General features: G+C 72.7%; 8 protein-coding genes. 3 read left to right on the top strand and 5 right to left on the bottom strand.

Annotated features, from left to right (window positions below):
* Positions 1-4: 4 nt before the first annotated feature.
* Positions 5-3,523 (bottom strand): ATP-dependent helicase, encoded by a 3,519-nt coding sequence (locus JOC24_RS04205; RefSeq protein ID WP_205018704.1) that lies wholly within the window; start codon positions 3,521-3,523, stop codon positions 5-7.
* Between the two features lie 313 nt (positions 3,524-3,836).
* Entirely contained in the window at positions 3,837-4,247 is a 411-nt protein-coding gene (locus tag JOC24_RS04200) for an MGMT family protein (RefSeq protein ID WP_205018703.1), read from the bottom strand.
* 224 nt (positions 4,248-4,471) lie between these two features.
* Between JOC24_RS04200 and JOC24_RS04195 the strand changes: the two genes are divergently transcribed.
* The 3 genes from JOC24_RS04195 to JOC24_RS04185 all read left to right on the top strand — a co-directional run bounded on the left by JOC24_RS04195 (position 4,472) and on the right by JOC24_RS04185 (position 10,537).
* Positions 4,472-7,243 carry a lysylphosphatidylglycerol synthase domain-containing protein gene (locus tag JOC24_RS04195; RefSeq protein WP_205018702.1) on the top strand — a complete coding sequence of 924 codons (2,772 nt, stop codon included), beginning with the start codon at positions 4,472-4,474 and terminating at the stop codon, positions 7,241-7,243.
* 77 nt (positions 7,244-7,320) lie between these two features.
* Positions 7,321-8,919: an alpha/beta hydrolase gene (locus tag JOC24_RS04190; protein WP_205018701.1), complete on the top strand. Its 1,599-nt coding sequence runs from the start codon at positions 7,321-7,323 to the stop codon at positions 8,917-8,919.
* 76 nt (positions 8,920-8,995) lie between these two features.
* Positions 8,996-10,537: an alpha/beta hydrolase gene (locus JOC24_RS04185; RefSeq protein WP_205018700.1), complete on the top strand. Its 1,542-nt coding sequence runs from the start codon at positions 8,996-8,998 to the stop codon at positions 10,535-10,537.
* 65 nt (positions 10,538-10,602) lie between these two features.
* Here JOC24_RS04185 and moeZ read toward each other — a convergent pair whose 3' ends face one another.
* The 3 genes from moeZ to JOC24_RS04170 all read right to left on the bottom strand — a co-directional run bounded on the left by moeZ (position 10,603) and on the right by JOC24_RS04170 (position 13,646).
* On the bottom strand, positions 10,603-11,781 hold the full coding sequence (gene moeZ, locus JOC24_RS04180) for an adenylyltransferase/sulfurtransferase MoeZ (protein WP_205018699.1): 1,179 nt from the start codon (positions 11,779-11,781) through the stop codon (positions 10,603-10,605).
* An 84-nt stretch (positions 11,782-11,865) separates the two neighbouring features.
* Positions 11,866-12,693, bottom strand: a complete 828-nt coding sequence (locus tag JOC24_RS04175) for a spherulation-specific family 4 protein (RefSeq protein ID WP_205018698.1) — start codon at positions 12,691-12,693, stop codon at positions 11,866-11,868.
* Positions 12,681-13,646, bottom strand: coding sequence for an NAD-dependent epimerase/dehydratase (locus tag JOC24_RS04170; RefSeq protein ID WP_205018697.1), 966 nt, complete (start codon positions 13,644-13,646; stop codon positions 12,681-12,683). The genes JOC24_RS04175 and JOC24_RS04170 overlap by 13 nt, the downstream gene beginning before the upstream one ends.
* Positions 13,647-13,769 lie beyond the last annotated feature (123 nt).

The following is a 13,769-nucleotide window of genomic DNA, read 5'->3' as shown; positions in this document are numbered from 1 at the left end:
TCGGTCAATCGATGATCTGGCGGCCTTCGGGCTGTGCGCTGCACGACGCCTTGAAGGTGCAGTGGGTGCAGTGCTGGCCGGTCGTGGGGGTGAACCGTTCGTCCAGGACGCGGCCGGCCGCCGTCGCCAGCAGGTCGGAGACCCACTCCCCGGAGAGTGGCTCCTGCGCCTGCACCTTGGGGAGGGTGTCGCCGCCCTCCTTCTTCGGGGCGGGCTGGCGCAGCTGGACCAGTTCCGCGCCACCGGGGCCTGGACGGCGGCCGTCGAAGACCTCGTCCACGGCGCCCTCCCTGACCGCCAGCTGGTACACGGCGAGCTGGGGGTGGGAGGCCACCTCGTCCCTGGTCGGCGCCCCCTTCCCGGTCTTGAAGTCGACGACGTACGCCCGGCCCTCGGTGTCCTGTTCGACCCGGTCCATGGAGCCCCGGATACGGACCGCGTACTCGCCCGCTTCGAGGGTCACGTCGAAGTCGTGCTCGCTGGCGGTGGGGGTGCGGCCCGCGCGGTCCATGACGTGCCAGCGCAGGAAGCGTTCCAGGGCGGCTCGTGCCTGGCCCTTCTCCTGCTGCGATTTCCAGGGGGCGTCGAAGACCAGCCCGTCCCACACGGAGTCCAGGCGTTCCATCAGGACGTCCAGGTCTGCGGCGGTGCGTCCGGAGGCCACCTCGTCGGCGAGGACGTGGACCACGTTGCCGAAGCCCTGGGCCGCCGTCGCCGGGGCGTCGGCCTTCACCTCGCGGCCCAGGAACCACTGGAGGGCGCAGGTGTTGGCGAGCTGGTCGAGCGCGCTCCCGGAGAGTGCGACGGGGCGGTCCCGGTCACGCAGCGGGACCTCGGAGCGGGTCGGTTCGTTCAGTCCCCACCAGCGGTGGGGGTGGGCCGCCGGCACGAGCGGCTGTCCCTCGTCGTCGGTGAGCGCCGCGAGCCGGGCGAGCCGGCGGGCGGCCGCGTCGCGCAGGGCGTCCGAGGCCGCGGGGTCGACGGTCGTGGCCCGGAGCTCGGCGACGAGCGCGGCGACCGCGAGCGGGCGTCGGGGACGGCCGGTGACGTCACGGGGCTCGACCCCGAGTTCGGTCAGGAAGCGGGAGGGCTGGTCGCCGTCGTCGGCGGGAGCCTTGACGGCGGTGACGATCAGGCGTTCACGGGCCCGGGTCGCGGCCACGTAGAACAGGCGGCGTTCCTCGGCCAGGAGCGCCCCCGGGGTGAGCGGTTCCGCCAGACCGTCCCGCCCGATGCGGTCCGCCTCGAGGAGCGATCCCCGGCGGCGCAGGTCGGGCCAGAGACCCTCCTGCACCCCGGCGACCACCACCAGGCGCCATTCCAGGCCCTTGGACCGGTGTGCGGTCATCAGCCGTACGGCGTCGGGGCGCACGGCGCGCCGGGACAGGGTGTCGGCGGCGATGTCCTGGGCGTCGACCTCCTCCAGGAAGTTGAGCGCGCCGCGTCCGCCGGTGCGCTCCTCGGCCCGTGCCGCGGTGTCGAAGAGGGCGCATACCGCGTCGAGGTCACGGTCGGCGTTCCGGCCGCCCGCACCGCCGCGCAGTGCCGCCCGCTCCAGCCGGCCGGGCCAGGGGGTGCCGTTCCAGAGGATCCACAGGGCCTCCTCGGCGGTGCCGCCGCCCTCCAGGAGCTCACGGGTCCTGCGCAGGAGCGCGCCGAGGCGCTGGGCTCCGCGGGCGTACGCCGGGTCGTGCGTGACCAGACGCTCGGGCTCGGCCAGTGCCCGGGCGAGCAGATCCCCGGACGGCGGCGGTACGCGGTTCCCGGCGGCCCGCTCCTCGTCACGCAGGGCTCGGCCGAGACGGCGCAGGTCGGCGGCGTCCATGGACCCGAGGGGAGAGGTGAGCAGGGCGAGGGCGGTCTCGGTGTCCAGCAGACCGGGTGCCGCGCCGCCGCTCCCGCCGGCGGCCCGGTCCTCCGTACCGCCGGTCGTCCCGGGAATGCCGGTCGTCCCGGGGATACCGGTCTCCTCGCTACCGCCGGTCGTCCCGGGGGCGCCGGCCCCGGTCTCTTCCCTCTCCGCCGGCCTGTCCTCCGGCCTGTCCTCCGGGCCGTCCTCCGGGCCGTCCTCCGGCTCTTCCTCCGGCGCAGTGGGCCGCAGCGCCGCCGTGGCGACGGTGCGCAGTGCGGTCAGGAGCGGGGCGACCGCCGGTTCGTGGCGCAGAGGGAGATCGTCGCCGTCGATCTCCAGGGGGACGCCGGCCGAGGTGAGCGCCCGGCGCACGGACGGGATCGAACGGCCGCCGGAGCGCACGAGGACCGCCATGTCCCTCCAGGGCACGCCGTCCTCCAGGTGCGCGCGCCGGAGCAGGTCGGCGATGTTGTCCAGCTCGGTGGAGGGTGTCGGATAGGTGTACGTCTCGACCTGCCCGCCTCCGCGCACGGCGGACAGCTCACGGTGGGCGCGGACCTTGTCCGAGGGCAGGCGGGTGAGCGGCATCCGGCGGGTGAGCAGCCGCGTGGCCGCGAGCAGACGTGCGCCGGAGCGGCGCGAGGTCGTGAGGACCCCGACGGGGGCGGGAGCGCCGTCGGCACGGCGGAAGGTGTCGGGGAAGTCGAGGATGCCGTTCACATCGGCGCCCCGGAAGGTGTAGATCGACTGGTCGGGGTCGCCGAAGGCGATGAGTGTGCGGCCGCCGCCGCTGCCCGGCGCGGCGCTTCGAGGGTTCCCCGCCAGGGCGTGCAGCAGCCGCACCTGGGCGGGGTCGGTGTCCTGGTACTCGTCGACGAGTACGGCGTCGTAGCTCCGGGCCAGTTCCGCCGCCACCTCGGGGCGCTCGGCGAGGAGTACCGCCCGGTGGACCAGTTCCGCGTAGTCCAGGACTCCCTGGGCGTCGAGGACGTCCAGGTACTCGGCGAGGAACTGGGCGGCGGCGCTCCAGTCCGGGCGGCCCGTACGGCGGGCGAACGCGGCCAGGGCGTCCGGGCCGAGGCCCAGTTCGCGGCTGCGGGCCAGCACCGCGCGCACCTCGTCCGCGAAGCCCCGGGTGGTCAGGCAGGCGCGCAGCTCGTCGGGCCAGCGGACATGGGCCAGCCCCGTACGTTCGAGACCGAGCTGGCCGGCCAGGAGTTCACGGACGGTGACGTCCTGCTCGGGTCCGGAGAGCAGGCGCAGCGGTTCGGCGAAGAGGTCGGCGTCCTGGTGGGCACGGACCAGGGCGTAGCAGTACGAGTGGAAGGTGGTGGCCTGCGGGCCCCGGGCGCCGCCGAGCCGGGCCGCCATCCTGTCGCGCAGTTCGACCGCAGCCTTGCGGCTGAAGGTGAGGACGAGGATGCGGGCCGGGTCGGTACCCCGGGCCACGCGCTGCGCGACTGCCTCGACCAGCGTCGTGGTCTTGCCCGTACCGGGGCCGGCGAGCACCAGCAGCGGGCCGTCCCGGTGGTCAACCACCGCGCGCTGCGGTGCGTCCAGGAGAGGAGGGTCCACCGAGCCGGGCGGTGTGCGCACCAGCCGGTACGCGCCCGGAGCCCGCCGCCGTGTCTGACGGTACGGGCTGTTCCGGGTGGTCGAGGAGGAGCTCACGTGGGTCGCCGGTCCTGGTGGGAGTGCTCGGTCTGTTGCGGTGGCCGGCCGTGGGGTGACGGCCCGGGTGTGACGGCTGCCGTCGTGGAGCCTGCCGGTACGGACGGTGCCGGGGTCCGGTGCGGACGGGCCGGGTCGTCGTGACGGAAGGAACGGGGAACGGAGCATGCCGCGTGCGGACGACGCTACGCCAGCGGCAGGGCGGACGTCGGGCGGTGGACGGCGTACTCCGTCACACCCGGCGACCGACGCGCCGGTACGCCCTGTTCACCGGCCCGTCGCCTGTCATGGCGGCGCACGATGGCGGAAGCTGTCAGTTGTGAGTTTCGTCGCCCGGACCACCGGCCACGCCGTCCCATCTGGCGCGCTTCATGTCGAGGCGCGGAACGTGCCCGTCCGCGTCGCGCGGGGCGGCGCGCAGCGGTGTGCCCTCCTCGCGGTAGTGGCCGAGGGCCCGTATCTCGTGGCCCGGCAGCAGGGCTCCGTCGGCGCGCACCACGCGCCACCAGGGCACCGCGGAGCCGTACAGGGCCATCACGCGGCCGACCTGCCTCGGCCCGCCGTCGCCGAGCCACTCCGCGACATCGCCGTACGTCATGACGCGGCCGGGCGGGATCAGGTCCGCCACGTCCAGGACCCGCTCGGCGTAGACGGGCAGCTCGGCGGGCACGGGGCTCGGGGGCGCCGCCCCGGCGGGAGAGCCGCTCGTCCGGTTTTCGCTCATCCGTCCCATCCTGCCGTACGCCACCGACAACCGGTTGTGCGCGGTGTCGTCCTGGTCACACACCGTGCGCCCGCGGGCGCAGCAGCGTATGTTGCCCTTCGCGCCCGCGCAATGCACCCTGATGCCCCCCTCTGTCTGCAGGCCGTGCCACCATCGTGCGGGCGGTGCCGGTGATACGGGAACACGAAGATTCGTCAGAGGATCCAGAGGTTAAGGAGCAGGGCGTGCAGCCATCGAAGGCGGGCGCCTCTGATGCCGAGGCGCGCGCGGAGGCGTCCGACGCCCCCGGTGCGGACGCCCCTGATGCCGTGACCCCTGATGCCTCCGGCACCGAGGAGGAGGCGCGCGGGTCCTCCCCGGAGCCCCTCTCGGGCTCGACCCTCGCGTCGGCCGACGCGGCCCTGACCGACCGTGTCTCGGGCGACGAACCCCTCCTTCCGGCCCGGGTCCACCGCCCCTCCGATCTGCTGCGGCTCCTCATCGGCGTGCTCGCGATCGCCCTGCTGTTCTCGATCGCCGCCTTCGCCCAGGGAACCACCACGGGCCTCGAGAACGACATCTCCAAGGGCACCGACCAGGCCCCCGATCTGCTGATCAAGCTCGCCGGCCTCGTGTCCAGCATCGCCGTGCTCCTCGTGCCGGTCGCCTTCGCGATCGAGCGCCTGGTGAAGCGCGACGGGCTGCGGATCGCGGACGGGGTGCTGGCGGCCGTGCTGGCCCACGGGGTGACCCTGGCCACCGATCTCTGGGTCGCCCGGTCGGCGCCGGGGACGATCAGGGAGGCGCTGACCCAGCTTCAGCCGGGGGACGCGCTCACCGATCCCGTGCACGGATATCTCGCGCCCGTCATCGCCTACATGACGGCGGTCGGGATGGCCCGCAGGCCGCGCTGGCGGGTCGTGCTGTGGGTGGTGCTGCTCCTGGACGCCTTCGCGATGCTCGTCGGCGGTTACACCACGCCGTTCTCGATCGTCCTCACCGTGCTGATCGGCTGGACCGTGGCGTACGGCACGCTGTACGCGGTCGGCTCGCCGAACGTCCGCCCGACCGGCCAGCACCTGATGGCAGGTCTGCGCCACGTCGGCTTCCGGCCGGTCGCCGCCATGCGCACCGAGGACGCCACCGACAACACCGACCAGAGCGACCAGGGACGCCGCTATCTGGTCACCCTGGAGGACGGGCCACCGCTGGACGTGACGGTCGTCGACCGCGAACAGCAGGCCCAGGGCTTCTTCTACCGGGTGTGGCGCAGGCTCACCCTGCGCACCATCACGCAGCGCCGCTCCATCCAGTCGCTGCGCCAGGCCCTGGAGCAGGAGGCGCTCCTCGCGTACGCGGCGATCGCCGCCGGGGCCAACGCGCCCAAGCTGATCGCCACGTCCGAGCTCGGACCCGACGCCGTGATGCTCGTGTACGAGCACATCGGGGGGCGCTCGCTGGACGCGATGGAGGACGAGGAGATCACCGACGACCTGGTGCGCGGCGCCTGGCGCCAGGTGCAGGCGCTCCAGTCGCGGCGGATCGCGCACCGCAGGCTCACCGGCGACGCCATCCTGGTGGATCGTTCCGGCACGGTGTTCGTCACGGACCTGCGGGGCGGCGAGATCGCGGCCGGTGACCTGATCCTCCGCATGGACGTCGCCCAGCTGCTCACCACCACCGGCCTGCGGGTGGGCGCCGAACGGGCCGTCGCCGGGGCACTCGCCGTGCTCGGGCCGGACGCCGTCGCCGACTGCCTGCCGCTGCTCCAGCCGATCGCGCTGAGCCGCCCCACCCGGGCGACGCTCCGCAGACTCGCCCGGGAGCGTTCGCAGCGCGAGCGCGAGGCGGTGCTGGAGGCATCGCACGCGGCCAAGGAGGCGAAGGCCGAGGAGCACGACGCGGCGGCTTCCAACGACCGCAAGGCCGCCCGCAAGTCCCTGCGCACGGAGAAGCAGGCCGAGAAGCGGGCGATCGACGATGCCATGGAAGGGGCCCGCGAGGAGGACATGCTGGCCCAGATCCGCCGCCAGGTGCTGCTGATCAGGCCGCAGGCGCCGGTCGAGCCGGTCCGCCTGGAGCGCATCAAGCCGCGCACCCTCCTGAGCTTCATCGCGGGTGCGATCGCCGCCTACTACCTGATCTCCCAGATCACCAGGGCCGACTTCAGCACGGTCGTGGAACAGGCGGAGTGGGGCTGGGTGGCGGCGGCGCTGGGCTTCTCGGCCCTGAGCTACGTCGCCGCGGCCATGAGCCTGCTCGGCTTCGTGCCCGAGCGGGTGGCGTTCGGGAAGACCGTGCTGGCGCAGGTCGCCGGGTCGTTCGTGAAGATCGTGGCCCCCGCTGCGATCGGCGGCGTGGCGCTGAACACACGCTTCCTGCAACGCGCCGGGGTGCGCCCGGGGCTGGCCGTCGCGAGCGTGGGCGCGTCCCAGCTGTTCGGTCTCGGCTGCCACATCCTGCTGCTCGCCCTGTTCGGGTACCTGACCGGCACGGAGAAGACCCCGGACTCGCTCACCCCGTCGAGGACCGTCATCGCGGGCCTGCTCACGGTCGCCGTTCTCGTGCTGGTGGTGACCGCGATCCCGTTCCTGCGGAAGTTCGTCGTCACCCGGGTGCGGTCGCTGTTCGCCGGCGTGGTGCCCCGCATGCTCGACGTGGTGCAGCGTCCGCAGAAGCTGGTCACCGGTATCGGCGGCATGCTGCTGCTGACCGGACTGTTCGTCATGTGCCTCGACGCGTCGATCCGCGCCTTCAGCGGTCCGGGCGTCCCCGAGCTCAGCTACGCCAGCATCGCGGTTGTCTTCCTCGCGGGCAACGCCCTCGGGTCCGCGGCCCCCACCCCGGGTGGCATCGGCGCGGTCGACGGTGCGCTGACCCTGGGTCTGATCGCGGTGGGCCTGCCGTCGGAGGCCGCCGTGCCGTCCGTGCTGCTCTACCGCGTGATGACGCTCTGGCTTCCGGTGCTCCCCGGCTGGATCTGCTTCAACCTGCTGACCCGCAAGGGCGAGCTCTAGAACGTACGCGCGGGGCGGCGCCACTCGCATGGACGACGCCCCGCGCGGTCCCCCGTGGCCCGCCGCACGATGGGTCCATGAGGACCTCCCCCGCTCTGCGTGCCGCCGCCCTCGCCGCCACCGCCACCGTGCTGCTCCCGCTGGCCGCCTGTTCGGACGACGGTGACGACGGAGGCACGGACAGGTCGACGCCCTCGTCCGCATCGACGGCCGCCCCGACCGCGACGGCGGAGGAACTGTCCTCCCAGAAGCTCGACTGGAAGCCCTGTCCCGCCCCCAACCAGGCCCAGGGCAGCGGCACGTCCCCCTCGCCCCTGCCGGGCGGGGCGTCGTGGGAGTGCTCCTTCATGGACGCCCCCCTCGACTACGCCGATCCCGGCGGACGGACCGTCGAGCTGGCCCTGATCCGCGCCACCGCCCGGGACAAGGACCGGCGGATCGGTTCGCTGATCTTCAACTTCGGCGGCCCGGGCGCCTCCGGGGTCGCCACGCTTCCGTCCTTCGGCGGCGACTACGACACGCTCCGCACCCGCTACGACCTGGTCAGCTTCGACCCGCGCGGGGTGGGCCGCAGCGAGGGGATCGAGTGCTCGGACGACCGAACCCTCGACGCCCGCTACGAGCTGGACGGCACCCCGGACGACGCCGGGGAGGAGAAGGCGTTCGTCGAGGACCAGAAGTCCTACATCGCGGACTGCGAGAAGAACTCCGGGGACGAACTGCCCTACGTCGGCACCACGAACGCGGCCCGGGACATGGATCTGCTGCGTCAGGTGCTCGGCGACGACAAGCTGCACTACTTCGGGATCTCCTACGGCACCGAGCTGGGCGGGGTGTACGCCCACCTGTATCCGAAGAACGTCGGACGGGCCGTCCTGGACGCGGTCGTCGACCCGACGGAGGACACCCTGAAGTCCTCGCTCGGACAGGCCGAGGGCTTCCAGCTCGCCCTGGACAACTTCACGGCGGACTGCGCGGAACGCGACGACTGCAAGCTCCCGGGGGCGACCGCGCAGGAGGTCCAGGACTGGATCGCCGGCCTCCTCGCCCGGCTCGACGAGAAGCCCGTCCCGGGACTCGGCGAACGTGAGCTGACGCAGACCCAGGCCACCACCGGCATCGCCTCGGCCCTCTACTCCAAGGAGACCTGGCCGCTGCTCGAACAGGGCCTCGACGAGGCGGACGGCGACAACGGCGGGCTGCTGCTGGCGCTCGCCGACTCGCTGAACGGCCGTTCCGAGGACGGGCACTACGACAACTCGAACGCCGCGAACGCCGCCATCAACTGCGCGGACTCCAAGCAGCGTTTCACCCTGGAACAGACCAGGAAGGCACTCCCGCGGTTCCGCGAGGCCTCCCCCGTCTTCGGCGAGTACCTGGGATGGGGACTGATGTCGTGCACCGGCTGGCCCGTAGCGGGCGCCCGGGACACCCCGGACGTCAGCGCCCCCGGTTCCGCCCCGATCCTGGTCATCGGCAACACCGGGGACCCGGCGACCCCGTACGCAGGCGCGAAGGCGATGGCCGCCGAGCTCGGCAAGGGGGTCGGGATCGAGCTCACGTACAAGGGCGAGGGTCACGGGGCGTACAACAGCGGGAGCAGCTGCGTGCAGAAGGCCGTGGACGGCTACCTCCTCGAAGGGAAGGTCCCGAAGTCGGGAACGGTCTGCGGGTGACCACTCGTTGCACGGCCGGGAAACGGCACCCGGGCCGCCCCGGCGGCAGCCTCCGGGCAGGGAGGGGAGCGCACACATGCGCGCACGTGGACGCACCCGCGGGGGTGCGGTTCAGGCCGGAGCGGTCCTGCTGACGGCGGCGGTCCTGGCGGGGTGCGACGGCGCTCAGGCTCCGCCGCAGTCGTCGGGGGACTCGTCACCGCGGACCTCCCGGGACGGGTCGGCCTCACACCTGGCGTCCACCGACTGGAAGCGCTGCGACGCCCCGGAGGGCGGCACCGCGCCCGGCCCGGGCTGGCGGTGCGCCACCGTCGACGTACCGCTGGACCACGCGAAGCCGGACGGGGAGAGGATCGGCATCGCGCTGATCCGTAAGCCGGCCACGAAGAAGAGCGAGCGGCTCGGTTCGATGCTCTTCAACTTCGGCGGCCCCGGGGGTTCGGGGGTGGGCATCCTGCCGCGCGCAGCCGCTTCGTACGAGGAGCTCAACACCCGCTACGACCTGGTGGGCTTCGACCCGCGCGGGGTCGCGGCCAGTTCGGGGTTCCGCTGCCGAGGCGACGAGGAGCAGGAGAAGGCACACCGGGAGGTCGACATGACCCCGGACACGGCGGCCGAGGAGGCGGCGTTCCTCGCGGACGGCACCGACTTCGGCGCCGGCTGCGAGCGCCACTCCGGCGCGGTGCTCCCCCACGTCGGCACGGCGAACGCCGCCCGGGACATGGAGGAGATCCGCCGGGCGCTCGGCGACCGGAAGCTGTCGTACTTCGGCATCTCGTACGGTACGGAGCTCGGCGGGACCTACGCACATCTCTTCCCGAAGTCCGTGGGAAGGGTCGTGCTGGACGCCGTGGTCGACCCGACGGCGGACTCGGTGGGCCACGCCCGCAACCAGACGACGGGCTTCCAGCGGGCCCTGGAGAACTACCTGAAGGACCGCGGCCAGGACCCCGCGGCGGGCACACGGCGGATAGCGGACCTGCTGGAGCGCATCGACGAGGACCCACTGCCCACCGCCTCCGGGCGGGAGCTCAACGAATCGCTCGCCGTCACCGGCATCGTGGCCCCCCTGTACTCGAAGAGCGGCTGGCCCACCCTGACGGCCGCCCTCGACGAGGCCGAGAGGACGGGCAGGGGCGACCGTCTGCTCGCGCTGGCCGACTCGTACAACGGCCGGGACGAGGACGGGCACTACGACACCCAGAGCCACTCCCAGCGGGCGATCTCCTGCGCCGACGCCAGAGCACGGCCGACGGCGGCCGAGGCCAGGGCGCTGCTCCCCGAATTCCGGGAACTGTCACCGGTCTTCGGCCCGTTCCTGGCCTGGGACACGGCCGGCTGGTGCGCGGGGTGGCCGGTGGAGGGCGAGCACGACACCCCGGAGGCGAGTGCCCCGGGCGCCGCCCCGATCCTGGTCATCGGCACGACCGGCGACCCGGCGACGCCGTACGAGGGTGCGCGTCGGATGGCGGACGAGCTGGGCGAGGGGGTCGGCGTCATGCTGACCAACAAGGGTGAGGGGCACGGCTCTTACGGGGAGAGCGCCTGCGTGACCTCGCTCGTCGACGCCTACTTCCTGAAGGGCGAGGTCCCGGCCGACGGACGGACCTGCTCCTGACGCCGGGTACGCGAAGGGGCCGGCTCCGCGGCGGAACCGGCCCCTTCGTACGTTGTGCCGCGGGTCTAGTAGACCGGCTTCTCGGGCTCGATCTGGTGGACCCAGCCGATGACCCCGCCACCGACGTGCACCGCGTCGGCGAAGCCCGCCGACTTGAGGACCGCGAGGACCTCGGCGCTGCGGACGCCCGTCTTGCAGTTCAGGACGATGCGCCTGTCCTGGGGGAGGTCCTGGAGGGCGGTGCCCATCAGGAACTCGTTCTTCGGAACCAGCCGGGAACCCGGGATCGAGACGATCTCGTACTCGTTCGGCTCACGGACGTCGATGATCTCGATCTTCTCGTCGCCGTCGATCCACTCCTTGAGCTGCTTGGGAGTGATCGTGGAACCGGCCGCCGCCTCCTGGGCCTCCTCGGACACGACGCCGCAGAAGGCCTCGTAGTCGATGAGCTCGGTGACGGTGGGGTTCTCGCCGCAGACCGCGCAGTCGGGGTCCTTGCGGACCTTGACCTGGCGGTACTGCATCTCCAGCGCGTCGTAGATCATCAGACGGCCGACCAGCGGGTCACCGATACCGGCGAGGAGCTTGATGGCCTCGTTGACCTGGATGGAGCCGATGGACGCGCAGAGCACGCCCAGGACACCGCCCTCGGCGCAGGACGGAACCATGCCGGGGGGCGGCGGCTCCGGGTAGAGGCAGCGGTAGCAGGGACCGTGCTCGGACCAGAAGACGGACGCCTGGCCGTCGAAGCGGTAGATCGAGCCCCAGACGTACGGCTTGTTCAGCAGGACCGCGGCGTCGTTGACGAGATAGCGGGTGGCGAAGTTGTCCGTGCCGTCCACGATCAGGTCGTACTGGGCGAAGATGTCCATCACGTTGTCGGCTTCGAGCCGCTCCTCGTGAAGGACCACGTTCACCAGGGGGTTGATCCCCTGCACGGTCTCCTTGGCCGACAGGGCCTTGGACTTGCCGATGTCGGCCTGGCTGTGGATGACCTGGCGCTGCAGGTTCGACTCGTCGACCTCGTCGAACTCCACGATGCCGAGCGTGCCCACGCCGGCCGCGGCCATGTACATCAGGGCCGGCGAGCCGAGGCCGCCGGCGCCGACACAGAGCACCTTCGCGTTCTTCAGCCGCTTCTGACCGTCCATCCCGACATCCGGGATGATCAGGTGGCGGGAGTACCTGCGGACCTCATCGACGGTGAGCTCGGCAGCCGGCTCGACCAGGGGTGGCAGCGACACAGGAACCTCAACAATGCAGGTGGTCGGTTTCTACGTACTTCATCTACGTACGGTTGTTCTCCCGTAACACTGCCACGCCGCTCCTCATTCCGAGATACCGGGTCCGATCCGCGAGACGAATTCGTCCCAGTAGCTGGGCAGTGCCGCAAATGGGTCGGTTTGCCCGTTCGTGCCGTCCCGGTCCGTGAAGAAGATCGTGCCCGCGCCCTGCCAGCGGGCGATGCGCATGGCCTCCTCCAGGTGGGTGCGCGGGACCCCGTGGACGAAGTGCGCGAAGCGTCCCGGTTCGTACGCGGCGGTCCACTCGGCCACCTGCGACCAGCGGTAGTCCGTCCAGTGTCCCCGGAAGGTGACCAGCTGGTCGGCGGCCTCGGCGTAGCCCGGGTGCGGGTGGGTGCCGTGGCCCAGGACCAGCCGCCCACCCTCCCGGTCCGCGCTGTCGCTGTCGGCGAGCAGCGCGTAGAGGGTGCTGGTCAGCCGACGGGCCGCCTGGAGCCCGTCGCGTCCGGACGGGCAGTGGTCCAGGTAGAAGCCGCCGACGCGGTACCAGTCGAGGTAGGACCGGGCGTCGGCGACCAGCTCGTCGAAGGGACGGCCGCCGAAGGCCAGGTCGATGTGGCCCAGCAGTCTGCCGCCCGAGGCGCGGACGGCGTCCTCGGGGGCCTCCCCGTGCAGTGCCCGCTCGCGGGCGTTGCGCAGTCGGCCGGCGGCCTCCAGGCAGTGCGGGTCGGGGCGGGCGCCCGGCCCGTCGTCGATGTTGAGGACGGCCCAGTGCAGCGGCGTGCCGGGCCGGTTGAGTCCGGCCCATTCGGCGGGCGCGAGCAGCGGGTGGGCGTAACCGGGCACGCCTACGCCGAGCTGTTCGGCGCCCCCGGTCCGCAGGGTGGAGCCGGTGCTGGTCAGATACGGCACGCCGCCTCCATCCAGATGTCCGCGAGGGACTCCTCCAGGTTGATGCGGGGGCGCCAGCCGAGCCGGTCCCTGGCGGTGCGCACGTCGGCCTGCTGCCAGGCCCCGCAGCCGTCGGGGTACGGGGACGGTGTCGCCACGAGGTGCTCCGTCGCCGATTCGGCGGAGACCCGGGGGGCACCGATGGGGAGCCGTCCGGGGGGCGTGTCGAGCTCGTGGAGTGCGCCCGCGTATCCGGCGACCCTGGCGAGGACCACCGCCGCGTCACGCAGCCGCACGGCCCTGCCGGTGCCGATGTTGACGACGCCCTGCGCGGCGGAGAGCGAGGCCGCGTGGACGGCGCGCGCCACGTCGCGCACGTCGACGAAGTCGCGCTGCACCCCGAGGCCGCTGAGCTTGAGCTCGGGATCGCCGGTCTGCATGGCCCGGCGCATGGTCTCGGCCAGCCTGCCGAGCGGGGATCCGGCCGGGGTGCCCGGCCCCACCGGCGAGAAGACCCGCAGCACGACCGCGTCCAGACCGGAACCGAGGACCAGTTCGGTGGCGGCGAGCTTGCTGACGCCGTACGGGCCTCCCGGCCGGGGCACCGCGTCCTCGGCGGTCGAGGAGCCGGGCTGCGAGGGCCCGTATTCGGAGGCGCAGCCGACCTGGACGAGCCGTGGACTGCAGCCGCTCCGGCGCATGGCCTCGCAGACGGTGGCCACGGCGACGGTGTTGTGGCGGGTCAGGTCGCGGGCGCCACCACGGGTGGCTCCCGCACAGTTGACGACGACACCGGGGTGGACGGCGTCCAGGAAGCGGGTGAGTGCTCCCGGGCTGCCGCCCGCGAGGTCGAAGCGGACGTCGGCGTCGTCGCCGCGGCCGAGCGCCGTGAGGTGCACGGCGGGGTCGGCGAGCAGGCGGTCGGCGACGAAGCGGCCGAGGAATCCGTTGGCTCCGAGCAGCAGAACCCTCATCGCGCACTCCCTCGGTGCCGACGGTGGGCTGCCGGTGCGGGGGATTGGGGGGTCATGTCCGGTATCTCCTTGGGGAAGGTGTGTGTGGTACGGGAGACCCGCGGCGTCGGCTCCGCGGGGTGG

This window comes from Streptomyces sp. HB132 (genome assembly GCF_016909575.1).
In the GTDB taxonomy this organism is placed as follows: domain Bacteria; phylum Actinomycetota; class Actinomycetes; order Streptomycetales; family Streptomycetaceae; genus Streptomyces.
The sequence above is the reverse complement of the archived record's forward strand: the minus strand, read 5'-3'. Positions and strand labels throughout refer to the sequence as shown.

What these genes read in the sequence shown, in the direction of transcription:
- JOC24_RS04200 (WP_205018703.1), bottom strand. Translation starts at nt 4,247, where the DNA reads ATGAGCGAAAACCGGACGAGCGGCTCTCCCGCCGGGGCGGCGCCCCCG.
- JOC24_RS04190 (WP_205018701.1), top strand. Translation starts at nt 7,321, where the DNA reads ATGAGGACCTCCCCCGCTCTGCGTGCCGCCGCCCTCGCCGCCACCGCC.
- JOC24_RS04185 (WP_205018700.1), top strand. Translation starts at nt 8,996, where the DNA reads ATGCGCGCACGTGGACGCACCCGCGGGGGTGCGGTTCAGGCCGGAGCG.
- JOC24_RS04170 (WP_205018697.1), bottom strand. Translation starts at nt 13,646, where the DNA reads ATGAGGGTTCTGCTGCTCGGAGCCAACGGATTCCTCGGCCGCTTCGTC.